Source organism: Nocardioides sp., assembly GCF_964228225.1.
Taxonomy (GTDB): Bacteria; Actinomycetota; Actinomycetes; order Propionibacteriales; family Nocardioidaceae; genus Nocardioides.
Window position 1 is genome coordinate 1 of the sequence record NZ_CAXQZB010000013.1, and the last position, 23052, is coordinate 23052.

General features: G+C 67.6%; 19 protein-coding genes, 1 tRNA gene and 1 pseudogene. 1 reads left to right on the forward strand and 20 read right to left on the reverse strand.

Translation table 11 applies throughout. The features are described 5' to 3' along the window. Positions 1–88: 88 nt before the first annotated feature. The 6 genes from ACERUJ_RS02575 to ACERUJ_RS02600 form a co-directional block, all read right to left on the reverse strand. A complete protein-coding gene (locus ACERUJ_RS02575; RefSeq protein WP_372715293.1) occupies positions 89–967 on the reverse strand; it encodes an IS3 family transposase in 879 nt (292 codons plus the stop codon). Continuing rightward, positions 967–1254, reverse strand: coding sequence for a transposase (locus tag ACERUJ_RS02580; protein ID WP_370246876.1), 288 nt, complete (start codon positions 1252–1254; stop codon positions 967–969). The genes ACERUJ_RS02575 and ACERUJ_RS02580 overlap by 1 nt, the downstream gene beginning before the upstream one ends. A gap of 500 nt (positions 1255–1754) precedes the next feature. Beyond that, on the reverse strand, positions 1755–2087 hold the full coding sequence (locus tag ACERUJ_RS02585) for a hypothetical protein (protein WP_370246877.1): 333 nt from the start codon (positions 2085–2087) through the stop codon (positions 1755–1757). Further along, complete coding sequence (locus tag ACERUJ_RS02590; RefSeq protein ID WP_370246878.1) at positions 2084–2746, reverse strand: hypothetical protein; 663 nt, start codon at positions 2744–2746, stop codon at positions 2084–2086. Before ACERUJ_RS02590 ends, ACERUJ_RS02585 begins: the two co-directional genes overlap by 4 nt. Continuing rightward, positions 2743–3060: a hypothetical protein gene (locus ACERUJ_RS02595; protein WP_370246879.1), complete on the reverse strand. Its 318-nt coding sequence runs from the start codon at positions 3058–3060 to the stop codon at positions 2743–2745. Before ACERUJ_RS02595 ends, ACERUJ_RS02590 begins: the two co-directional genes overlap by 4 nt. Next, positions 3057–9200 (reverse strand): polymorphic toxin type 50 domain-containing protein, encoded by a 6144-nt coding sequence (locus tag ACERUJ_RS02600; protein WP_370246880.1) that lies wholly within the window; start codon positions 9198–9200, stop codon positions 3057–3059. Before ACERUJ_RS02600 ends, ACERUJ_RS02595 begins: the two co-directional genes overlap by 4 nt. 1442 nt (positions 9201–10642) lie before the next feature. Between ACERUJ_RS02600 and ACERUJ_RS02605 the strand changes: the two are divergent. After that, positions 10643–11823, forward strand: a pseudogene (locus tag ACERUJ_RS02605) (IS3 family transposase). A gap of 179 nt (positions 11824–12002) precedes the next feature. Here the strand turns inward: ACERUJ_RS02605 and ACERUJ_RS02610 are convergent. The 14 genes from ACERUJ_RS02610 to ACERUJ_RS02675 form a co-directional block, all read right to left on the reverse strand. Then, positions 12003–15722 carry a P-loop NTPase fold protein gene (locus ACERUJ_RS02610; RefSeq protein ID WP_370246881.1) on the reverse strand — a complete coding sequence of 1240 codons (3720 nt, stop codon included), beginning with the start codon at positions 15720–15722 and terminating at the stop codon, positions 12003–12005. A gap of 196 nt (positions 15723–15918) precedes the next feature. Next, complete coding sequence (locus ACERUJ_RS02615; RefSeq protein WP_370246882.1) at positions 15919–16797, reverse strand: abortive infection family protein; 879 nt, start codon at positions 16795–16797, stop codon at positions 15919–15921. Between the two features lie 895 nt (positions 16798–17692). Beyond that, positions 17693–17845 carry a hypothetical protein gene (locus ACERUJ_RS02620; protein WP_370246883.1) on the reverse strand — a complete coding sequence of 51 codons (153 nt, stop codon included), beginning with the start codon at positions 17843–17845 and terminating at the stop codon, positions 17693–17695. A 12-nt stretch (positions 17846–17857) separates the two neighbouring features. Further along, complete coding sequence (locus ACERUJ_RS02625; RefSeq protein WP_370246884.1) at positions 17858–18046, reverse strand: hypothetical protein; 189 nt, start codon at positions 18044–18046, stop codon at positions 17858–17860. A 215-nt stretch (positions 18047–18261) separates the two neighbouring features. Next, positions 18262–18333: transfer RNA gene (locus ACERUJ_RS02630), tRNA-Thr, on the reverse strand. A gap of 34 nt (positions 18334–18367) precedes the next feature. Further along, positions 18368–18625, reverse strand: a complete 258-nt coding sequence (locus ACERUJ_RS02635) for a DUF3263 domain-containing protein (RefSeq protein ID WP_370246885.1) — start codon at positions 18623–18625, stop codon at positions 18368–18370. 40 nt (positions 18626–18665) lie between these two features. Further along, on the reverse strand, positions 18666–19430 hold the full coding sequence (locus tag ACERUJ_RS02640) for an SGNH/GDSL hydrolase family protein (protein ID WP_370246886.1): 765 nt from the start codon (positions 19428–19430) through the stop codon (positions 18666–18668). A 321-nt stretch (positions 19431–19751) separates the two neighbouring features. After that, on the reverse strand, positions 19752–20276 hold the full coding sequence (locus ACERUJ_RS02645) for a DUF5994 family protein (protein ID WP_370246887.1): 525 nt from the start codon (positions 20274–20276) through the stop codon (positions 19752–19754). 173 nt (positions 20277–20449) lie between these two features. Next, on the reverse strand, positions 20450–20692 hold the full coding sequence (locus ACERUJ_RS02650) for a holin (RefSeq protein WP_370246888.1): 243 nt from the start codon (positions 20690–20692) through the stop codon (positions 20450–20452). Beyond that, positions 20689–20940 carry a hypothetical protein gene (locus ACERUJ_RS02655; protein WP_370246889.1) on the reverse strand — a complete coding sequence of 84 codons (252 nt, stop codon included), beginning with the start codon at positions 20938–20940 and terminating at the stop codon, positions 20689–20691. The genes ACERUJ_RS02650 and ACERUJ_RS02655 overlap by 4 nt, the downstream gene beginning before the upstream one ends. Positions 20941–20954: 14 nt before the next feature. Further along, positions 20955–21773 (reverse strand): hypothetical protein, encoded by an 819-nt coding sequence (locus ACERUJ_RS02660; protein WP_370246890.1) that lies wholly within the window; start codon positions 21771–21773, stop codon positions 20955–20957. A 25-nt stretch (positions 21774–21798) separates the two neighbouring features. After that, the gene (locus ACERUJ_RS02665) at positions 21799–21954 is read right to left on the reverse strand and encodes a hypothetical protein (protein WP_370246891.1); all 156 of its coding nucleotides are present in this window, start codon (positions 21952–21954) and stop codon (positions 21799–21801) included. Further along, positions 21951–22388 carry a hypothetical protein gene (locus ACERUJ_RS02670; protein ID WP_370246892.1) on the reverse strand — a complete coding sequence of 146 codons (438 nt, stop codon included), beginning with the start codon at positions 22386–22388 and terminating at the stop codon, positions 21951–21953. The genes ACERUJ_RS02665 and ACERUJ_RS02670 overlap by 4 nt, the downstream gene beginning before the upstream one ends. Then, positions 22385–23050, reverse strand: a complete 666-nt coding sequence (locus ACERUJ_RS02675) for a hypothetical protein (protein ID WP_370246893.1) — start codon at positions 23048–23050, stop codon at positions 22385–22387. The genes ACERUJ_RS02670 and ACERUJ_RS02675 overlap by 4 nt, the downstream gene beginning before the upstream one ends. Positions 23051–23052 lie beyond the last annotated feature (2 nt).

Here is a 23052-nt window from a genome sequence, read left to right on the forward strand (position 1 = left end):
TGGGTCGACTGGTGGAACCACCGACGCCTGCACTCCAGCATCGGCCAGATCCCACCCGCCGAGCACGAGCACGACTACTACGCTGCCCTCAACCGAGAGCCGCACCCCGTATAGAAGCGGCAGAGAACCCGTGACGGTTCAGGTAGCCCAGGGTCGAGTGGCGTCGGGTCGGGTTGTAGAAGCCCTCGACGAAGGCGAAGATCGCGTTCGCCAGCCCTTCGCGGGTCGGCCAGGTCGAGCGGTCCAGCAGCTCGGTCTGCAGGGTGGCGAAGAAGCTTTCGGCCACGGAGTTGTCGAAGCAGTCACCGATGGATCCCATCGACCCGAGCAGCCCGGCTTCGCGTAGCCGGTGGCCGAAGGCCCAGCTGGTGTAGATCGAGCCGTGGTCGCTGTGATGGACCGTCCCGGGTGCAGGTCGGCGGTTCCAGATCGCCATCTGCAGGGCATCGACGACCAGCTCGGAGCGGATGTGGTCAGCGATCGACCACCCCACCACCCGCCGGGAGAAGCAGTCGATGACCACCGCGCAGTAGAGCCATCCTTCGCTCGTGCGGTGTTGGGTGACGTCGGCGACGTAGAGCCGGTCCGGTCCCTCGGGGGTGAAGCGCCGTTCGACCAGGTCCGCCGACGGTGTGGCGGCCTCGTCGCGACGGGTGCAGCCCCGTAGCCGGCGGCGGTGCACGCCCTGTAGGCCGGTGGCGCGCATCAGCCGCTCGACCCGCCCGGGGCTGACCTCGAGCCGCCTGCCCATGGTCAGTTCGGCATGTACGCGCCGGTGGCCGTAGGTGCCGTAGGAGGCGGCATGCACCTCACGGATCGCGTGCATCAGGTGCGCCTGCTCCCACGCCCGGTCACTGGCCGGGCGCGAGCGCCACTCGTAGTAGCCGGAGGTCGAGACGTTCAGCACCCGGCAGGTCACCGCGACGGGCACACCGTCCGCGGCAAGCTCCTGGACTACCGGGAACACTATTTTGGGAGCACGTTCTCCCGAGCGAAGTAGGCGGATGCGCGCTTGAGGATCTCAACTTCCATCTCCAGCACCCGCTTCTCACGGCGCAGCTGGACCAGCTCGGCGCGCTCATCGGAGGACAGGCCGTCCGTCTTGCCCTCGTCGATGTCGGCCTGTTTCATCCACCGCCGCAGACCGGACTCGGCGATGCCGAGATCCTTCGCGATCTGGGAGATGGGCTTCTCGCCGAGCCGGGCAAGTTCCACGGCTCGACGACGGAACTCAGGACTCTTCGCTGCCGGCATACGGACTCCTCTCGGGCGACCATCGTCGCCTCACTCAAGGTGTCCGGGCTACCGGGGGCACTTCAGCCTCACTCAAGGTGTCCGGGCTACCGGGGGCACTTCAAGCCTGACCGCCCTCGGCGAGATCGCACCCGACGCTCAAGCACCAAATTGACCGCACTCGCACAGGCAGCCCACGCAGCCGAGAGCGGCTAACGCTTCATCGAGAATTGCGGCTTGGCGACAGTCACCGACGTCGGCCGGCCACTCGACTCCCCCGCTCAGCCGGCGCCGCGCGCAACCGGGCACGGCACTAGAACCGGACCGGACTCCTCAGGACCCTCAGCTTTCCGGCGATGACGACTGGGCCGTGGGCCAAGAACGGTAGCGTCCTCTGATGTCCGAATCCGCTGAAGGTCTGACTCCGGAGAGTCGTCTGCGGCTCACCGGCGGCAGGTATGACGGAGTCGGGTTCCCGATTGATGCGCTGCCGGAGCTTGTCCAGTACGAGCGCTGGCGAATCATGGGCGTTGGCGTTCCCGCACGAAGGCGACATATACAGCTCGCAGCAACTCGGCGTAGGCGAGGTAGGCGCAAGCCGCGTCCAGATCATCGGTGCCCTCGGCGCGCAACTTTTCGACCTGGCGAATGAGCTCGTCGAGGGCGCCGAGGACGTCTGGGACAGCGGGCTCCCATATGCCCCGGTCGACGTATGGCAGGACCGACTCAGCCACCCAAGTGTCGTATAGCACCAAGTCAGCGTGGACTTCATCCAAGACGTCGAGCGCGCTCCCATGCGGGAATGATGCTTCCCGCCATTCCCTAACGGCTTCTTCGAAGTTGGCCATCGTCATCGGTACCAGGACGTGATGATGTTGCCGTCGAGGTCGGTGATACCGCCGGGGCCGCCTCCCGGTGTTCGGTAACGGAGGCCCTCGGTCCCGTCCTTGAGTTGAATCAGTTTCCCAGTCCCGGCCGGGTTACGAGCCCAGTTCAGAGCATCCTGCGCGTATTGCTCCCGCGTTACGCCGGCCTCGACGCCGTGCTTGCCGAAGTGAAATTCGAAGCTAGCCGCCTCGTCCCCGAAACTCGTAGCACGCCAGCCTTGGCCAAGGTGAGCCAGCTCGTCACCAGCCTTTGCGGCAACACGCCAGCGCCGAGAGGACGAGCGATCCATATCTGTCTCGCGCACGTACTCCGGGGCGATACCCCTGACGTTGTTGAACTGCACCGACAGCGCGGTGCCGTCGTAGTCGTAGGCGAACGCGCCTGCCCTGGCATCTACGCGCGCCAGCACGCCGCGCGAACCGAGATCGGCGGCCAGTCGCTGCTGGGCCTGGGAAGTCGGCGGACCACGTTCAAAGAGGTCGGAGGCAGGTGCGGAGCTAGCCAGGTGTGCGGCGTAGATGTACTCATGCGGGGTTGCCGCCGCAAGTGTGGTCGCGCCAGTAGCCGACGCCACCGGCCAGAGCAGCCAGAGGAACGCGACGAACAGGCGGACCACCGATGTCACAACGGCTCTCCCTCTCGGCGGCGGTAGACCCATTCCTCGCCTGCCTCGAGCTCGCGCTGTGCGCTGGGTGGAATGTCGACCGCTGTGAAGCGAACATCGACCGGCGGCAGGAAGTCGGCGACCACGTACGACTCGACCTCAACAGCGAGCTGCCGCTCCTCGTCTCCGACCGCCTCGTACAACAATCTGGCCTCGATGAGCGGATACGAGGGCCGAACGGCAACAGCCCGGAGTTCAGGCGTAACCAAGTCCCAGAGCGCTCTCTGAAGCGACAGAAGTACCTCGGTGCGGAAGGCTGCCGGATCGGTTGTCACTGCGGCCTCCCAGGGATGATGTGAACGCTTCCGTCGGCGCGGTAGTGAAGAATCCCAATCGAGGTCGGACTGCTCGTGCCGTCGCGCGAAACGTAGGTGCCAATGCTGTCTCCGAAGTCGATTCGCTCCTTGAACCCGGCTTGGCCTCTCGGAACACTGCCCACCGGCGTGCCTGTGCCGGCCCTCTGGATCAGAGCCTCGGGATTGGCTGTGAGCGTGCTGCGCCCCGGTATGAAGTTTTGATGTCCTGGGAAGTGCTTCGACTGCTGGCCCCAGTTCACCGTTGGCAGATCATCAACGGTCTTTGCGGCCTCGAGGATCCAGTTGTCGAGGAACGAATCACTCTTTCGCGCGACCTCTCGAGCCGTAGCGGCAGCGAGTCGCTTACCTGCTTGCGTCAGTGCACCCTTCGCCAGTCCAGCAAGTCCGAACATCGACGTAGCAACATCGAGCACAAGTAGGAACTGCTTTAAGGTGTCGCCCCCCGTACCAGTGCTGATCGGAACATACTTGTCGCCGACCAAGATAACGATGGAGGAATACACATAGGGTCCGGCCGAAACGACTGCCTCCACGGCACCAGGCCCGTACTGTGGCGCTCCAAAGATCTGAATTTCGGATGCAGTTGCCTCCGCCCTTGCGATGTCTGCCAGTCTTTGAACAAATGGCGGTATCTCGAATCCACCATGATCCGCTTCTGTTGCGTCACCCGCATCACCAGCTCCGGACTGAGAGGCGGGGGCGGCGCCGCTACAGGGCATCTCAGCGCCGCACCTCGGCGCCAGACCAGACGGATCGGAAAGTGCGATCGGATTGTTGTGTGAATACGCGTAGGGGTTCGCGCTTTGGAGATCTCCTGGCACCAGGATGGGGTCTGGGGTGGTGAAGATGGAGAGGTTGGCTGTGTATTGGCGGTGGTCGAGGTCGACGTTGCCGAGGGTGTCGGTTGGTTTGTTGAGGAAGTTGCGTCCTGTGGCGGCGGGTGTGGGTTGGGTTCCTGTGATGGTGGGGGCGCCGAAGGGGGTGTAGGTGGTGCGGCTGTGGGTGCCGTTGGCGTGGCGTGTGACGCGGTTGCTGCCTTGGTTGTCAGCGAGTTGCCATGCCCAGCCGTATCCGGGGTTGGTGTAGGCGGCTTCGTTGGTGAAGGTCGCGATGGTGCTGCCGGTGACGGGGTCGGTGAGGGGCCGGTTCGCTGTCGCCTTGGATGCGGCGGGGTCGGTGGGGGTCAGGCAGGTCGTGGCGCAGGTGAGTTCGGTGCCGTCACTTCGATAGAGCACGTTGGCGAGGACGGAGGTCACGCCGTTGCTGGTGTTGAGGTCTTGCTTGACGAGCAGGGTGCCATCGGCGCGGTAGGCGCGTCGGATGGTCGTGGCGCCTTCGGTCATAATCGAGGTGCGTCCGTTGAGGCCGTACTCGTAGGCGACACCGACGGTGGGCCCGGCCCCGGGGGGCGCGGATCTGGTGACTCGGCCGAGGGCGTCGTAGGTGAGGCTGGTGGGTGCGGGTACGCCGACACCGGAACCGGTGGCGGTGATGCTGACGGTTTGGTGTGGGCCGGTGGTATCGGTGTTCGAGTTGTACCCGTATTGGGCTGTGCTGCTGCCGATATTCGAGGTGATGCTGGTGAGCCGCGCGTCTGCGTAGTTGTAGGTCAGGTTGTAACGGGCGCCGGTGATCTTGAGCCCGTCGTCGTCTGGAACACCAGCGCAGGTGGGTTTGTCGGGGGTCGGCGCGTCACCGACTTTGGCTGTCTTCAAACGGTTGAGTGCGTCGTAGGAGTAGCAGTAGGCCCCGACGCCGTAGGTCACGCTGGTGTCGGTCGCCAGCGAGGTGGTTTGGGCTCGACCGACGACCTTGGTCGCTGAGATGTTTCCTACGGTGTCGTACCAGTAGGCGGCGTAGTGGAGTACGGGACGGTTGGCCTCGGTGGGTTGGCCGGCGTATCCGACGATGGATCCGAGCCGCCCGGTGTCTTCCCAGTAGGTGTAGCGGCGATCGAGTGCCTTGCCGTTCCACCCGGAGGAGTAGATCCCGGTGACTTGCCCGATCGAGTTGTAGGTGTACGCGGCGGGCGTGGCTTCAGTCGGGACCGTCGTGTTGGGTGACGCCGGCGGGATCGGCGGGGGCCCTGCGGTGGCGCCGATGGTGTCGAGTGCTCCGGTACGGTCGCGGTAGTTGTAGGTCAAGGTCAGCGATGGCAGCCTGGGTTCGGTGGGGAATCGCACCCTGGTGGGTGCGCCAGCACGGTTGTAGTCATAGCTGGTGGTCTTGCTGACTGTGGCGGCGGCGTTGCTGTTCGCGGTGCTGGTGGTGGCGCTGTGGGTGTATTCGCCGGTCAGCCAGGCCGGGTAGGTGTCGGTCACGGTCGCGGGTGATCCGTCGGAGGTGTAGGTGTAGCTGGTTGTGACCTGGCCCGCGGTGCCGGCGGTGCTGACCCCTGGGGGTGCCTGAATGTTCAGCAGAGGTTGGGTGACCGATGCGAGACGGCCCTTCATGAAGGTCGAGGAGGGCCCGTCGTAGCGGTAGGACGCGAGCATCGTCAGTGGGCTTGTTGGGGTGGGCGCCGCGCTGACGATCAGGGGCCGGTTCAGGTCGTCGTAGGTGGTAACGGTGTGCTGCAGCGGATTGCTGATCGAGGCGTTCCATGGGGACGCGGGGGGAACGAACCCGGAGCCGCGGGTGACGGTGACGGGGTTGTTGTTGGTGTCGTAGGTGGTGATGGTGGCCTTGGTGTCGGGGTCGAATGCCCAGACTTGGCGGCCGACGCGGTCGAAACCCCACTGCCAGCGGGCTGTGGCACCGTTGACGTTCTTGGTCATCTCGACCATCTCACCGACGCCGTTGTAGGCGTATGACGCTGCGTCCAGCAGCGTGGTGCCGACCCCTTCGGCGGCAGCGGCGTAGCGCTCGACTCGGGTCATCTGACCGAAGTGGTCGAACTTGGTCAGGGTCTGACCGCCGCGGGGAGGGTCGCTGATCGTCATGTCACCGCGGTAGTAGGTGCGGTGCCTGGCGACGTCGGTGTTGAAGGATCGTTCGGTGACCTCGACCGGCCGTCCCGCAGCGTCGTGGAGGGTCCCTGTGTAGCGCGCGACCGCGGAAGGAGCGGCGTTGAGCAAATCACCGATCGGAGACCCGTTCGGGATCGCAGGCATCGAGTACCTGACCAGGCCCTGCTCGTCGTAGCCCGTAGCGGCCACGATCCGCTTGTCCTGATCGCCAGGCTGCGGGGTCTGGACCTCGATCTGCCGGCCCCAGCCGTCATAGAACGTCTTGGCGGGAACCTTGATGTCGCCACCGTTGCTCGCGGTTCTGGAGATCACCGCGCTGGGAGCGTCATTTCTCAGGTAGTAGTCGTACTCGACGTGAGCTCCCCCTGCCACAGCCTCATCGACCACGGTGGGCTGGCCGAGTTGGTTGTAGGTCACATCGGTCACCACGCCGTTGGCATCGGTGAACTTCGTCGGGAGTCCAGTGGCTGGATGGAGCTCGCTACGCGAAGTCATCGTGGTGGCTGTGCCGCCGGAGTTGATGACGGTCTCGACCTTCACCTCGGTCAGCAGGTCGTTGTCTCGACGCCCAGGGTTGTAGGTGATGTCGGTGCGCGTGTTCTTGCCGTCCCAGGTCGCCCCGACCCGACCGAACTGGTCGTGGTTGGTGCGCGTCACGATCTGGCCGTTGCCGGTCGACGTCACCACTTGCCGCACCAGCCCCCGCGGGATGTCAGGGTGGCCGCCGGCTTGACCCTGGGTCCGCACATTGCTGGCATCCCCGCCATAGGCAGGGCCGTCGTAGACCATCGAGACGTCCCGCAGCAGGTTGCCCGGGACGCCGACACCATTGGGCTTACAGGCGTCGCCATAGGTACGAACCCTCGCCTGGACACGGATCCAGGAGTCAGGGTCGGCGATCCAGTCCGTGTCGACACACCGGTCGTCGTTGTCGTTCGCGGGGCCACCGAGCTGGTGCTCAGCGACGATCACACCGTTGAGCTGGTTCAACGGCTGACCGGGCACGTTGTAGACCCGGTACCGCGTCTCGATGGTTCGGGTGTCGTTCGGTGCCCCGGAGGCGTTGCGCAGCGACACGGTACGCACGCTGGCACGCGGGTATCGGATATGAGCCTGCCGACCGCCGGAGTCGACGGTCTTGATCGCGCCCCAATCAGTCGTGGTCCGTTCAATGAGCGTGCCGTTGACCTCTTGAGTGGCGACCTCGGCGGTCTTGCCAGCCAGGCCACGCTCATCGACCGGGTCCTCGGCTGCGCCGTACTGCATCGTGTCGATCCGCACCGGGTTGGCCTCGGAGCCATATTGGTCACCCGAGGTGTTCTTGCGGGTGCCGTTCATGCCACGGAACCGAGTGACACGGCGCAACGCGACATCACCGGCTGCGATGGCCTGACCCTCCACCGCGCGGGTGTGGATCTTGGTGACCTCGTACCCGCGCCAGTCCGCCCACGTCTCATCCGCGGTATCGGTGTTGCGTGACCCGGTGAACCGCCACGCCGGAGTCCCGACGTACTCATAGTCATAGACACGCAGCGAACCGAGCTTGGTGGCCTGCGACGGCGCCTGCCCTAGCCGGTAACCCAGAGCGTCATCACCCAGACCCAGGCGTGTGACGACGTACTTGTGGAACCACTCCCACCGCGAGTCCCCACCCGACGGGGGCGTCCAGCGCTGCGCCCAGCACTCCTTCTCCGATGCGAACCGAGCCCGCCCATCCACGTACGCCGGAGTGCAGGCCATCCCCGACGCGTGCCCGTAGACCACGTCAATGCGCCCACCGGTCTCATTACGGATCGAGGACACCCGGAACTTCTTGAACTCCCGCCCCGAACCCGGGTCCACACGGTTCGCCAACGCAACGCCATCGAAGGTCACCGCAGGAACCGCGAGCTCACCCTGTCCCGCCAAACCAATGCGCCGGACCCGATCAAGCCACAAATCCGGGGTATCGGGGTTCGCCGCACCGTCGGGGTCCGACAGCGCGTACTCCAGCACGTACCGATTCACCGGCCGCTCCACACGCGCCCCGTCATTGCCAGACACGGTGAACGTCTCAACCGTGGCCACCATCGTGGTGTTGAAGAACGACGGCGACCCCACCAGACACGACCCAGTCGCCCCACACATCAGATCCGTCGGCACATCGGGCCACTTGTTCGGCGCCGACTGCGGCGAGTTGTCACCCGAGCACGAACCCGCAAGTGCCCCACCCATCTGAAGCGTGCACCGACGCCCCGCCGTGACCTTCACGATCTGCCGGGCCTGGCCCGACTCCCGGTCGTGGCCGTACTCCACGCGCTGCAGCAACCCGCCACGCGTGTACTCGGTCCGGAACCCCTCCGAGGCGTTCGCCCACCGCGAGTAGTGGTTGGTCTCAGGGTTGTAGAAGTAGTTCACCTTGTTCTCGGACGCATCAACCGACCGGTCCAGGTTCCACCGCCACGCCTGATGACACCACCCATCCGCAGCGGTCGCGTCGTAACAAGGTTCGCCCGCGTCGTTGCCATACACCGGCACCGTCCACACCGACTCCGACGCCGCGGGTGAGAGCCCGAAGAAGTACTTCGTGCCATCCGGGGTGGTCACCGTGAACCGCTCACCGTTGTTGTCCCGACCCACCGAACCCTTCGACGAACTCGAGGACGCCCCGTCGGTGGTCCGGATGATCTTCCACCCCGCGTCATCACGCAGCCGGAACTCGTTCGCAGAGTCAGGGACCCTCACCAACGGTGACGCCTGACCATTCAAAACAAGGCTGAACTCATCCACCAACCCAACTGAGTCGGTCTTCCAACACTGGTCACCCTTGTTCGGCAAGCCGTCCTTGGAACACGCAGCAAACGACCGCGTGATGTAACCCGGCGACACATCCGACCAACCCAAACCACTGGTCGAAGCCTGACCGTTCTCAACCATCGTCAAGCCATCCACCGCACCCGAGGAATAACTCAACCCCAAGCCAGGAGTGGCGCCACCCGTCGCCTCCGGCAACTCGAAGTCATAACTCCACGAGAACTCCCCCGAACCCTCCCCCACCTGCCACGACGCCGACGGCGCCAACGGCGTCGCACCAAACGACCCCGCCCCACCACTCAACGCATAAACCGTCCCACCACCCGGCTCAGCCACAGCAGCAGGCAACACCACCGCCCGCACACCCTCACCAAACCCAAACCGCGCCACCCCACGCCCAGACACACCAGCCCCAGAGCCCCCCGCCCCAGGACCCCCAGTCTCAACACCCCCAGCCTCAACACCCCCAGCCTCAAGGCCCCCGGACTCGGGTGCCGTCGTCGCCTCCGAAACACCCGGAGCGGCAGGCGCCCCGGGCCCAACGGCAGTCGCTCCCGAACCTGTCCCACCCGAATCAGACCCACCGACAGCCGGGCCAGAAGACGACGACTCCGACTGATCCGGCTCAGCCGGAGTCGGCTCGCCAGGCGTCGGCTCGGCGGGGGTCGGCTCGGTGGGAGCGGGCTCGGTGGGAGTGGGCGCAGCGACGACATCAGCGATCGCGGTGAACACCACCACATCACGCGACACCACATTCACCGCATCCAACGGCTCCCCAGCAGCACACGCTGGAGCAGTCGGCGTCACCTCATAACAAGCCGGCAACGCCCACAACTGCAACCGCTCCGACCAACCCCCACCAAACAACGCATCGAACTCGGAGTAATCCACCCGCACATCAACAGCAACCTGCTCACCCGCTACCGCACCCTCCGAAGCGCCCTCAGCGCCACCCGAACCGGGCGCAGTGCCCGAATCTGCACCCTCCGGCGCCTCAGACGCCGTCACCTCCAAAAGCAAGACTCCCTGACGCAACGAGTCCGGCTGCACCAGATCAACCGACACCTCCACACCAGGATCCGCAGGCTCCACCACCACCAGTTCGCCTGCCTCAGGCTCATCAAACCCGGGGACAGTCGCATCCGGCACGTCCGACTCACCAGGCTGACCGGGAGACGCAGGGTCACTGGGGGCAACTGGATCAGCAGCACGAGCACCACCAGCAGCAGGGTCAGTCGCTGCCGAATCCTCGACCGGGACCGTCGCACCCTCCGCGGTCATCTCAACCGGGACCGCCTCCAACGCCGGACGCACCTCAACCGGCACACCCGCAACACCAACCCACGACCCACCCAACTCCGCCGTGCCAGACGCATCCACCGGCACCTCATCCAGCTGCGGCGCGAGCCCCACCGTCACCGACGCCGGGTCAGCACCAACCACCACATCGTCAAGCGGCTGCGACGGTGTAGACGCCACCTCCGTCGATCCAGGGACCGCGAACAAATCACCATCAGCAGCAACCGCAGGCGCCACCACCGGCGACACCGGAGCCAACAACGACCACGCCAACACACCCGAAACAACAACAGGAAGAACGCGCACCATGACCCCGGAATCCAGGAGAAGGGAGAGAGGACAGGACCCTCCCACCCGGCGCACACCGCTGTCCATAGAAACAAGAAATCAACAACCGAACTTCAGTGAACGGGGACTGCTGCACGGTGATGTGACATTGCTGATCGCTTGACCACTGGTCAGGCTGGAAGGATGTCGCTGTGCCCAAGCCCTATCCCAGGGAGTTCCATGATGACGTGGTCCGGGTTGCCCGTGATCATGGTCCGAACGTGTCGATCGAGCAGATCGCCAAAGGCTTCGGGATCCACCAGACCACGCTAAACACCTAGATGCGTGCCGCTGACCTCGAGGAGCGCCCCGCCTCGACCACGGCCCCGGATGTGCTGGCTGAGAACCGCGACCTGAAGCGTCGCAACAGGCTGCTGGAACAGGAGAACGAGGTCCTGCGCCGTGCAGCCGCCTACCTCCCGCAAGGGTCGCTCCCTGGAAAGTCCTCTACCCGCTCGTGAAGGAGTTGGCCGCGACCGACGCCCCATGGCGGGTGCCGGTCGCGGTCTCGTGCCGCGTCTTGCAGCTTCACCGCCAGCACTACTACGCCTGGCTGGCGTGCCCGGTCACCGACCGTGAGCTCGAGGAGCCCTACATGTGGCACGCGATCTGGCGTGCCCACGTCGACGATCCTGAGTTCGGGTATCGCCTGCTCTTCGACGAGGTCACCGCTGCCGGTTACCGGGTCAGCGAGCGGACGGTGTGGAAGATCGCCTCGCTCAACGAGTGGTGGTGTGTTTTCGGGAAGAAGCGCCGCGGCAAGAAGCACGTGCCCGGCGTCGCGGCCCATGACGATCTGGTCCGTCGCGACTTCGCTGCCCCCGGGCCGAACCAGGTCTGGTTGACCGACATCTCGGAGCACGCGACCGCGGAAGGGAAGCTCTCCATCTGTGCGGTCAAGGACGTGTGGTCCAACCGGATCGTCGGCTACTCCATCGACTCCCGGATGACCTCCCAGCTCGCGGTCGACGCCTTGGAGTCCGCGGTCGCACGCCGCGGCGGATCGGTGGCCGGATGCACGCTGCATTTGGACAGGGGCGGCCAATTTCGGAGCAGGAAACTGCAGCAGTCGCTGTGGCGCCATCAGATGCTGGGATCCATGGGCCAAGTCGGCTCCGCCGGGGACAACGCCGCCATGGAGAGCTTCTTCGCGCTGCTGCAGAAGAACGTCTTGAACCGCAAGAAGTGGGCCACCCGCGACGAGCTTCGCATCGCGATCGTGGCCTGGATCGAGCGGACCTACCACCGCCGTCGACGACAGCCACGGCTAGGCCGATTGACCCCTATCGAGTTCGAAGCAATCATTACCGCGCCAGCCGCTCAGGCCGCGTAACCGACTGTCACAGATCCGTGCAGCAGTCCCGATTTGCTTACATCGGAGTTCGCTTTACGAGTGTGCTGATTTCGGCACAACTGATTCGACTCAGGTAAGTGTGCGGAAATCGGCACACGCGGGTAGGGGTTGAACCGGCCACGGCTGGTCTGGGATCGGTCTCGACGGTCCGCTCGTCGTCACTCGCTTCCTCCGCCGCCGAAGAGGGTGCGTCGCTTCTTCTTCGGCGCAGGGTTCAGCAGGTTCTTCGAGACGAGCGCCTCCTGGACCGCCTGCGGTAGGGCCTTTCGGTGATTCTCGGGGGCCCCGTTGAACTTCTGTCGCAGAGCTTGTGTGTGCCCGTGGCCGGCGCCGCCCGCCCACAGCACGACCTCGGCTGCGGTGCGGAAATCGCGCGCGGTGTTCTTGCCGACGAGGTCCATCGCGAGCTCACTTGCTGCCTTCTTGACGTCCCCGTCGACGTCGGCGGCAGGCTTCGCCATCATCAGTTGTCTGGTGAGAGCCGTGCGGTCGGGTTCGCGGGTGGCGGTTGTGACATCGGTGCGGACGGCTTCGACCGCCGCGGCGCCGATTCCGCTGGCGCCGGCAGCCCGGAGTGAACCGTCGGCTGCGCCGCGGGTTCGCAGGGCGAGCCAGATGGCGGTGCGCGGGTCGGTCTCGAGAGTGTTGCAGTAGTTGCGCAGGGCGTTGGGCGTGAACGGCGCCGTCGGAAGGATGGCGAGGGCGTCGTTCGGAACGGGTTCGAGCGCGAGCCAGGCGTCGATGAGCGCGGTGGTCAGCTCGCCCTGGTCGAGGTCGGCGATCTCGGATGCCGCTGGCGCCGCGCCTCCGAAGACGGCCCGGACGGTAAGGCGCAGACGAAGCGCGGCGGGCGCTTCGCCTGATGTCGCCTCGTACGCGTCGGTCTTGGCCGACAGGTCTTCGGCGGCGCCCTTCGGGAGTTGTTCGGCCAGGTTCCGCCAGCCCGAGGTTGAGAACGCGGTTAGCCCGACCTCGGTGAGCATCTTGGCAAGGTCGTCAACGAACGGGACGAACACGGGTGACGTGTCGTCGCTGGACAGGGTGGTTGCTGTTGCCAGCAACTGCTCCTTGCGGTCCCACAGGAGCTGCCCTGCGGTGTCCTCGGTACCGCCACCGGCCCATCCGAGGTCGACCAGGGCGTCGCGGACGGCCGCGGCGACGTCTTCGTCGGTCGCGGCACCCCAGCCGGCGACCTTTACGGTCAGCGCGGGAAGTGTCCGTAGGGCGGTGTCGTCGGCGCCAACGAACGCGTACAGAAGGTCCGTGAGGAGCTGGTTGGCTAGGTGGGTGGTCTCCGCCTCGACGGGATCACCGCCGCCTGCCTCGGCCGTGTCTGCTGCGTCAGCCGGGTCGGGCAGCAGCCCGGCCCAGGTGTCCCGGTGCAGTCCTCGGTACCGGTTCATGCCCACGAGGGCGTGCTTGGCCTGCAACGTAGGTGAGGACATGGTCCCGACGAGAGAGTCGACGTTCTCGACGACCCACTCACGGATGGGGTCGGCGGCGGCAGCCGACTGCGCGGTCGCGATGACGGCCGACAGGAGCGATTCGTGGTCGCCGCGGCCCCGGATGACGTCGACGATGTCGGCGAGCAAGGACAAGCCCATCCCTGTCGGCTCGGCGGCCGCGGCTGCGGCCGCCGCCCGGGCGGCTGCTGTGCTGGCAGCTGGCGCGGGAGCGATGGCCTCGGGCAGTTCGAGTTTGTTTAGGACCGCAAGGACCTGCTCGCCGACCTGTCCCCACAGCTCGCTGGCCTGCTCCGCGGGCACCGCGCCCAGGGCCGTCAGCAGCGGCTTCGGCAAGGCGGCGAACCGGTCTGCGAGGAGGGCGACCAGACGTCGGCGCCCGTCGTGGTCCAGGAAGGGCAGAACGGTGGTGAGGCCGACAAGGAGCTCTTCCTTAGTGTCTCCAGTCGGACCGACCGGGTCGCTGGCCGCAAGTCGTTCCAGCACCTGGTTGGCGGCGTCGTGCGCCCCGCTCCAGCAGGCGACGAGCAGCGCGCCGGGCAACGACGTGTCCGAGAGACTGCCGGCGGTGGCGGCCGCGATGAGTGACGGCGCGACCTGATGCGCCACGACATCCTGGTCACCTGAATCGAGCTGTTCCAGGAGTCGGCAGGCGGACTCGTAGGCGAACGCACGTCCCGGACCGGTGTCGTTATCGCCCTCGATGACCAGGAGCGGGATGGCAACCGCAAGGGTCTGCGAGGACTCGGCGGCGAACGCTTGGACAACGGTGTCGGGCGCGGTGTCCGCGGCGAAGTCGATGACGTCGCCGAGTTTCGGGTCGGCCAGCGTCTCCCTGCCGCCGGCGACCTGGAGGTACAGCAGATCTGGGCGGGGGTCGCGAATCCCGGCAGCGGCGACCTTCGCCAAGTAGTCCGCAAGGTGACGGCGCAGGGTCGCGTTCGCGACATCAAGGTCACGGGCGCCACCAGCGCTCGTGTCGTCGGACAGGAGCCGACCGGCGGCCGTCCCCGTTCCGGCATCGGCGGACGTGTCGGCGCCCTCCGCCGGCGGGACCGGCCGGCGTGCGGTGGACTGCTGGCGGTACTGGTCGGCGATGGTCTGGGCCTCGCCAACCGCTCTCTCCTCCCCGCGTAGGTAGACCAGCAGCCGTGGGACTCGGCGCAGGTCGTCCGCGACAGCGGGGAACTCCGTCTGCAGGACCGTGAGCACCGCAACCTCGTGCGCCCGATCGAGCCAGTCGATGCCGCGCGACTGCGCGATGCGGGCACTGGTAGCGAAGTTGTTGAGCAGCACCTTTACCCGACGCGGGCTGCGGACATGGACGGGAATGAGCGCGAAAACGGTCCTGTCGAACGTGTCCTTGCCATGGTTGCGCAGCTCCTCCCAGACGCCGCCCTGGTCGTCGACGAGGTCGTGAGCGAACTTCGTGAGCGCCCGCGAACGCAGCGGCGGCAATGCGAGCTGGTGCTGGAAGATCTTGTCGAGGAACGCGCCAGGGGTCGCGTAGTACGGCTCGTCCTCGCGGACCGGCTTCGCCTGCGGGACCTCGCGCAGAGCACGTTCGATAACCTCCCGGTCGGCCGCGACGACGAACGCGCACCGGTCTTGGTCGAGAAAGGTCTTGAGGTCGATGAGGGTCGCAACGACGTCCTTGGGGTCGCATCGGTCGAGCTCATCGATGAAGACCACCAGCCGCTCGTTCTTCCCCGTCAGTGCGGCGTTCACGAGGTCGGTGAACCGTTTCGCGAACTGGTCAGACCCTTCCGGCGCGACGGTCGTGTTGGTGATGACCGCCCCCTCGAAGACCTTGGGTCCGACCAGCGAGGCGACCAGCGCGAGCCCGAACACGGTGCCGGCCTGGGCGATGAGCAGCTTCGAGGTCGCCTTGAAGCCGCTGTCGGTGAAGACCCACGTCGCCGTGGCCTGTACGAGGACCCACAGGACGGCGACGGCGGCCGCCAGAGCGACGCCCACCAGCAGCGATAGCCAGTTCTTGCCGACCCACCCGAGGGTATTCAGCTTGGTGTCGACCTGGTCGTTCTCCAGGCCGTCGGAGAACTCCGGCTTGTTCTCCAGGCCGAGCTCGTGCGCGAGGCTATCGATGAAGTTCCGCTTCAGCTCCCGACCGCCGTACTTCCACGCGTCGTAGCGGGCAATGCGGACGCGTTTCGGGGCGATGCGGTCGAGATGCTTCTCAATCATCCAGTAGACGCTCGACTTGCCGGACCCCCATGCACCGAACAGGGCGATGTTGACCGGCGCCTGCGCCGACCAGGCGATCTCGGCCAAGCCACGAGCAATAGCATCGTGTTCGAGGAGGTCTTGCGCGTCGGGCGCGAGACGGTTGTCGGGGATGAGATCGCCGGTGCGCACGACCTCCATCGCCTGTCCGGACGGCGACTTTCCCAGCACGGTGTACTCCTCTGACGATGTTGGTGTCGGGGCGCACGATAAGGCGCGGGACCGACATCTTGTGAGTGATTCGAGGGGGCCACGCACCTGCGGGTGCTACCTGGCGCCGTCAACGTGGCGGCCGTTGCCTGCGCGTCACTGCCGGGCATGCGGAGGCGGCCCTGCCGCCACAAGCGCGGCGTGCCAGAGGCGCCTCTCAGGAGTTTTCGGTGGCTGTCCGCCACGGCGCGTCGGGGTCTTCGAGGGTCTCGAGCATCAGCTGGCACCAGGCCTGCGCCGCACCGGCGGCCAGGCGGGCGTGGCGAGGGCGGACCCACGTCGGGACGCTCTCACGGCCGTGGCCGGTCCCGACCTGGTTGCGGAGTTCCGTGATGCCCTGGGTGAGCGTGGTCAGGGCGCCGAGGATGCGCCGCAGCGCCTTCGCCTCCTCGCCAGACCCGTCGACTCCGGAGGCGTTCAGCTTCAACGTCTCTTGCGCGCGGGCGACAAGGGCCGGGATACCGTCGCCCTTCGTGTACGCAACGCCGCGGGCGCGCAAGACGAGCTTTGCAGTCGACTCGACCATGTCCTTCGCGACGCTCACGGCGAGCCGCGGGTCCCCTTCAAGGTTCTGGTTCAGTCTCTCGAGGTGGTCGCGGATGGCCGACGGGTCTTCCAGGCTCGCAAGCGCCTCGGGACTCAAGTCGATGCGGGCCGCTGCAGCGATCTGGACGGTCTCTTCGTTGTGGTCGTCGACCTCGCGCTCGAGGGCGAACCCGTCCCGACGCAGCTGGTTGAGGAACCGGTCTCGCGACTGCACGGCGAGTGGCTCGGTGTACTCGCGGCGCATCATCTCGTCCAGCACGTGGTTGACGACCTCGACGAGCTTCGCCAGGTCCCCGGGGACGTCCAGGTCGAGCGTGGCGAGGTACTGCCGGTACAACGACCGGCGCTCACCGGAGACGTTCTCGGCCGCCGACGCCGGACCCAGCGCAACCCTCGCATCGTCGAAGAGCTCAGCGATGGTCGACAGCGTCCACGAGCCGGAGAACTCGTCCCCCAGCATCCGCAGCGTCCGGCTCGAGAAGCGCGCCACGCGCTCTAGCCTCGTACGACTGCAGGCGTCCGGCTCAACATGGCGGACACCCTACGACTTGGCCCTCACGGAACTCTTGCGGATAGGGAGCAGGCATGACGACATCCACTCCTCTGGAGCAGAAGCACCAGAAGTCAGTTGTCACCTACGGCTGCATCACGCCCGCTTGATGACACAACCCGACAAAACAGGGGCTGTAAATGGTCACCCTGGCCCTACCCCCATAGGCATACCCCCTCCTGGCGACCCCCATTTACGGGCATAGATGGGGTCGCAACCCCCGCGCGCCGTCTGTGGTCACCGTTGTGTGCCCATGCGACGGGTGTGGGGGTGGTGTGGTGTCCGTTTCGTTCGCGCCTCGTCGGCACTTCGTGCGCTCCGACGGGCTCTCTTCTCGGACACGGGTGGTGGGCCACCGAGGAGGGGGGGTGGCGCCGCTGCGGGGTGGTCGTCGAGACAGCATGCGCGGTGCTGCGGGAGCAGCACACCGTGAACCCGCACTCCATCCCCCGAGGCGCCGAGGCGCGTCGTGATTGCGATGCGAGGCCGTGTCGTGTGACGCGTTGCGTATCGATGCGATGACGGCTCGTGTTCGCACCGAGACGTTGCCCGTCGTGCCCGCCGCGGTGGGGACATGGAGGATTCGCTGCGCACACGGCGGACCGCTACGGCGACGCAACGATGGAACCCATGACGTCCGGGTCGTAACGCAACGCGACGCTGCGTTGCCGAGCGGAGCGGGGCCTATCGGTACGCGGAGAGGGGGCCGGCAGTGGTCGGCCGGCGGGTGATGTGGGCGTCGGGAACGGGGCGGCGTCGCTGTCGAGACGAGCGATGGATTCAGTAGAGCTAGCTGCCGCTGTGAGGACGTTTCTGTGCGGTTGGCCGTGTGGGCTCATGCGTCGGGTTCGTCGGTCAGTTCGGCGATGAGGGTGGCGCGGTCGAAGCCGAACATCGCGAGGGCGGTGTCGAGGTCGGTGCGCTTGCCGGTGTCGGTGATGAGGCGGGCGAGGAGTTCGGCGATCAACTCGGGGTCGGGGTCGGTCACGTGGGCTTCCTTTCAGCGGCCGGGATGGTCGATCAGCCAGGGCGACCAGTTGAGGCCGCGGGGTCGTGGGATGCGGTGCGCGTCGGCGGGGTCGAAGACGAGGCCGCAGCAGCCGTCGCAGTAGGTGTGGGCCCAGGGCGCGGGTTCGTCAGCGCCGATGACGTATGCGGGTTGCAACTGGCTTTCAACCAGGTGCCGCACAGCGGAACCTGCGCCGAGCGCCAATCGACTCGCGCATGGCACGGCCCCAGGCGCTGCGACGCAGGGCACGTCAGCCAGGACCGAGAACTCGCGGCAAGCGGGTCACGGAAGAATGCAGACTGTTTCGGTTGAATATCGGTTGACTTGGCGCCACCGGGCCACGCAACACGACAGCCCCCGCCCTGCGTTCCCGCAGGTCAGGGGCTGTTCGTCGGAGCCGCCTGTCGGAATCGAACCGACGACCTAATCATTACGAGTGATCGACGATTCACGCTCAACTGCGGGGCTTTCTGGCACGCACGCAGCAATCTACGCAGCAATCTACGGTGGCGCAGCAGAAGCCGCCGGCCTGCGGCCGCGAGCGGCGCGGCGCTGGTCGCGGAGCCGCTGCAGCCGGCGCACGGTCATGGGGTCGTGCTCGACCGCCTCGGGGCGGTCGATGAGCGCGTTCAGCACGGCGTAGTAGCGCGCGGCCGACCAGTCGAAGGTCTCGCGGATCATCGACTCCTTGATCCCGGCGTACTTCCACCAGGTGCGCTCGAAGGCGAGCACGGCGATCTCGGTCTCGGTCAGCGGCATGAGGCGAAGGTACGGCCGGGGTCCGACAGCCCAGCGTGCGTCAGGGCAGCTGGTAGGCGTCCGGGCGCGGGAGCTGGAGGCGGTCGAGGGCGGCCTGCATGAAGGCGGTCATGGCGCGGTGGCCGTCGTCGGTGGGGTGGATGCCGTCGCTGCCGATCTGGTCGGCGGTGAGCGCGTCGAGGACGTCGAGGTAGGGGTCGCCGGCGTCGCTGGCCACGGCTCGGAGCCGGCGGGCCATGTCGCGCTGCAGGTCGGCAGGCGGTCCGCTCGACCAGGGCGACAGCACGAGCACGTCGGCGCCGGGGAACGCGGCCGAGGCGGCCTCGATGGCGGTGCGGGCGGCCTGCTCGATCTGGGCGTTGGGGAACTTGCCGACGTCGTTGTAGCCGCTGGCGAAGATCACCAGGTCGGCCTGCACTCCGGTGGGGTTGGCGACCCGCGAGACGACGTCCGCGTTGGGCTCGCCCAGGATGTAGCCGGTGCCGCCGATCGAGAGGTCGCGGGTGATCCAGCCGTTGGCGTTGCCGATCTGGTCGAGCCACTCGGGGCCGCTGTTCATGGCGCTGCCGCTGGTGAAGGAGTCGCCGATCACGACGACCACGGTCTGCTGGTCGACCTCGGCCTGCAGCTCCTCCGCGCTCGGCTCGATCGCCGGCGTCGGCGGGGCGGCTGCTGCAGCTCGCAGCGAGGGCGGGTCGGCGGCGACGGAGTCGAAAGCCTTGCGCCAGATCAGGACGTTCAGCACGAGCAGGATGACGAGACCGATGGTCGCGGTCGTCACGCCGGGACGGCTCTCCGCTCTCATGCGCGCACGATATCTCGGCAGGAACGCCTCAAGGCCCGGCCCACGCTCCCTGGGGAAACGGCGATCTGGGTTGGCGGGGCCAAGGGAAGAACCCGGTGGAGTTCCGGCGCCGCGGCGTCCGGCGACGCTGCAATGGGACCAGAATGGGGCGGCGAGGCACAGGACACCGAGCTGGCCGGGGCCACGACCCCGGCAGCCCCCGAGGGGGAAGGCTGCCGGGGCCTGGTGCCCCGCACCGGCTCGAGGGGTGACCCGGCCTCGGTGTGCTGTTCGGTGCGGGAGCGGACCCTCGGTGGGGGTGTGGGCCCGCTGACTCGGTGCCTATAAGTGGCCGCCCTCGCTGTCCCAGACCGGGTGCTCGGACCGCGGATGCGTGTTCACGCCGAACGACCGAGGCTGGTGGTCGATGGCTTGCTGCTCGAGCTGTGGGCGCCATGTGGCTTGGTCGACCTCGATGTCCACCAACGCTGAGGAGTCGGCGTGTCCGTGTTCAGCGGCCGCGAGGGCGGCGAGGGCCACCGGTTCAGGGGTGTCGGGTGGGATGATCCCCAGGATCAGCCTGCGTCGGTCCATCATCGTGACGATCAGCTGGCGGGTGTCGTCATTGGGGAAGTTTCCGGTCTTGACGAACCCCCCGGGCACCTGGACCCGTCGGGGTTGGTCGTCCCAGTCCGGTGGGGAGTAGAGGACACGGATGATGCGGCCATGCTGGATCGGCCACATCCGGAACAGGTCGCCGAGCTGGTCGGAGAGTCGACGGCTGGTCGGCCACCAGACCCCGTCCAGTCGGTGTGGATGGACGGGATCGCCGAACGCAAGTCGCCGTTGGTGCAGTTCTGTGGCCATGGGCCACCACCTCTGATTGACACCGTCGGGCCCCGTGGAAGGCGCCCGGCCTGGTGCTCACTTTGAACAGTACGCCCGGTTGTCAACCCCCTACGGGCTGAGCGCGACCGAAACGGCGAACCGCCCCGCCCGACGTCGCTGTCGGGCGGGGCGGTTATTTCGGCGGTTGGTGCTCAGCGGCGGGGTCGTCGAGGGCGCGGAGGAGGCGGTGGTGCTCCGGTGACGCGGGGGTCGGCGACGCTGGTGAGCACGGACACGACGGCGGCGAGGCCGGCGACGGACAGAGCGCCGAGCCAGTCGACGTCGGTCACGCCGACGCCGTCGCCGACGAGCAGCGCGGCGAGGGCCTGGGCGAACGTGCGCACGGCGCGATCCAGGGCCTCGGCCCAGAACCGACGGTCGGTCAGGTTGCTCATGCGCCCTGCTCCTCGTGGAGGCGGACGGCGGCGCGGACGAAGCAGTCCTTGGCCTCGATGAGCTTCCGGACCCCGGCGACGGCCTCGGGGTCGCCGTCGGTCATCGGCAGGACCTGCTTGACCAGGGCGCCGAGGGCGGCGAACACCTCGCGGGCGGGGTGGGCCTCGGGCAGGTGGCCGGGGTCGAGCCAGCGCAGCATCGCGACGATCTCGGTCTTGCCGCTGTAGGTCTGGACGAAGGCGTTCATGGTGGGCTCCTTGGTCAGCGGGGCTCGGTGAGCGCCCAGCTGGCGATCGTGGGCAGGTGGTCGCCGTGCATGGTGTGGATGGTGCGGACGCCGGTGGGGCGCCACACGCGGTCCGGGCGGCCGGGGGTGCGGGTGGTGGGGTGGTGCTCGACGTCGTCGATGCGGCCGCTGGTCTTGGGGTGGGTGATCGCGGGACCGCCGGGGCGGGACTGCTGCGCGGAGACCCAGCCGCCGGCGCGCAGGGGCCGGCGCGCCTTTCCGGTGGGGGTGGTGTTCCAGTCGCCGGGCACGAACAGCGGGATGCGGTCGTGCTCGTCGGCGTACTCGTCGAGCGCACGGTTCTGGGCGGTGGCGAGCTGGCGGCGCGGCGGCCACCAGTGGGACGCGGGGGCGTGGATGGCGCCGAGGCGCCACACGAGGGGCTGCCCGTCGACCAGGACGTCGCCGGTGCTGTGGAGGCGGACGGCGTTGAGGGGCTTGCGCTTCACGCGCTGCGGGCCGGCGGGGTCGCGGCGCCCGGCGGGCTGCGGGAGCCGTGTCGCGGGGATGAGGGGGCGGGTGGTGGCGAGGTCGAGCTCCCACCGGCGGCCGTCCCACAGGATCGGGGTGGAGTTCGCGCCCGGGGATCCGTCGCCGGCGTAGACGTCGAGCCACGGGACCTCGCGGCAGATGTCGACGAGCACGGGGCCGCGCTTGCCGAACTCGCAGAGGGTGCAGCCGTCGAGCCCGTAGCGGGAGACGAACCTGACGACGTCGTCGACGAGCTGGGTGCGGGTGAGGGCGCCGCCGGGGTTGTAGGTCCCGATCTTGAGGCGCGCGACAGCCTTGGTCATCGGGGCTCCCGGGTGGTCGATGGGGTCAGGGGGTCGGTTCGGTGTCGGGTTCGACGTCGTGGGGCTCGCCGGGGGCGAGCCACGCGCCGATCGCGAACAGGGCGAGCGCGATCCGGCCGCCGATCACGACGGGCAGGAGGCCGAGCTCGTCGAGGCGTGGGCGCCGCTTCGGGGCGGTCACGACCAGTCCCCCGCGGCGTCGACCGCAGCCACGCCGGCGCGGTTGATGCGGGCGCGGGCCATGAGCCCCCACAGCAGCGCGGCCGGCTGCTCGCCGGTCTCGACGAACATCTCCTCGAACCGGGCCCCGAGGGTCCGGTACGGGGCCTGCTCGGGGCGCAGCACGACGACGGTGCCGCCGGCGCTGGCCTTGGCCTCCTCGTTCCCGCAGGAGCGGGTGACGCGCAGCAGGATCCCGGCGGCATCGAGCGCGGCGGAGAGGTGGTCGACCACGACCTCGGGGCGGGCGGTCACCACGACCACCACGGGCGGGGTGTGGCCGGCGCGCACGGGCGCGGCCAGGCGCTCGACTACGGCGCGGGTCGCGGTGCCGGGGGTGACCTCAAGTGACACCCCGTGGATCAGCCGCGGGTCTGCGGCCGGCGCGGTGGTCATGCGTCCGTGCCGTCATCGAGGTCCTCGATCGCGGCGAGGATGGCGGCGGCGTTCGCGTTGTCCTGCTTCGCGAGCGCGGCGCGTGCGTCGCGGATGGCCTTCGCCAGCTTCTGGTCGCGCCGGTAGGTGTTGGCGCGCGCCTGGTCGAGCCGGTCGACCTTCTTGGTGAGCTCGGCGACGTCGGCGGCCAGGCCGGTGAGGACGTCGCGGTCCGTGGGCTCGAACATGTCGTCTCCTTCGAGCACGCCCCACGGGGCGCGCGAGTCGTAGCCGGCGGCCGCGGTCGCGACCGAGATGTGCACGTGCTGGGTGTGCGGGTTGGAGCCGCCGTAGGGCTCCCAATCCCACGGGGCGCCGTCGTCGGTCGCGGACGCGATCCGACCGTCGTGGATCACGTACGCCCCGGCCCCGAGCGCGGGGTGCCCCGCCAGGCCGAGCAGGCGCACGTTCTCGGCGAGCACGGTCCCGTCGCAGCCCCCGGCCGGGTCGTCTGTGATGTCGACGGCGCGCACCACCCCGGCGGCGTTGGGGTTGTGGTCGGAGACCCGCGCGGCGTGCGCGGGGTCCCCGATCGTGCCGTCGGAGACCCGCGACCGAGCGGGTGCGACGGCGTTGACCTCCTCGAGGAGGACCGTCAGCGATGCGGCGAGACGCCAGGCCATGG

Coding starts and splice junctions, on each gene's coding strand:
- ACERUJ_RS02580 (WP_370246876.1), bottom strand. CDS start 1,254: ATGCCGGCAGCGAAGAGTCCTGAGTTCCGTCGTCGAGCCGTGGAACTT.
- ACERUJ_RS02675 (WP_370246893.1), bottom strand. CDS start 23,050: ATGGCCTGGCGTCTCGCCGCATCGCTGACGGTCCTCCTCGAGGAGGTC.
- ACERUJ_RS02645 (WP_370246887.1), bottom strand. CDS start 20,276: ATGGCCACAGAACTGCACCAACGGCGACTTGCGTTCGGCGATCCCGTC.
- ACERUJ_RS02640 (WP_370246886.1), bottom strand. CDS start 19,430: ATGAGAGCGGAGAGCCGTCCCGGCGTGACGACCGCGACCATCGGTCTC.
- ACERUJ_RS02585 (WP_370246877.1), bottom strand. CDS start 2,087: ATGACGATGGCCAACTTCGAAGAAGCCGTTAGGGAATGGCGGGAAGCA.
- ACERUJ_RS02635 (WP_370246885.1), bottom strand. CDS start 18,625: ATGCCGCTGACCGAGACCGAGATCGCCGTGCTCGCCTTCGAGCGCACC.
- ACERUJ_RS02670 (WP_370246892.1), bottom strand. CDS start 22,388: ATGACCACCGCGCCGGCCGCAGACCCGCGGCTGATCCACGGGGTGTCA.
- ACERUJ_RS02660 (WP_370246890.1), bottom strand. CDS start 21,773: ATGACCAAGGCTGTCGCGCGCCTCAAGATCGGGACCTACAACCCCGGC.
- ACERUJ_RS02655 (WP_370246889.1), bottom strand. CDS start 20,940: ATGAACGCCTTCGTCCAGACCTACAGCGGCAAGACCGAGATCGTCGCG.
- ACERUJ_RS02650 (WP_370246888.1), bottom strand. CDS start 20,692: ATGAGCAACCTGACCGACCGTCGGTTCTGGGCCGAGGCCCTGGATCGC.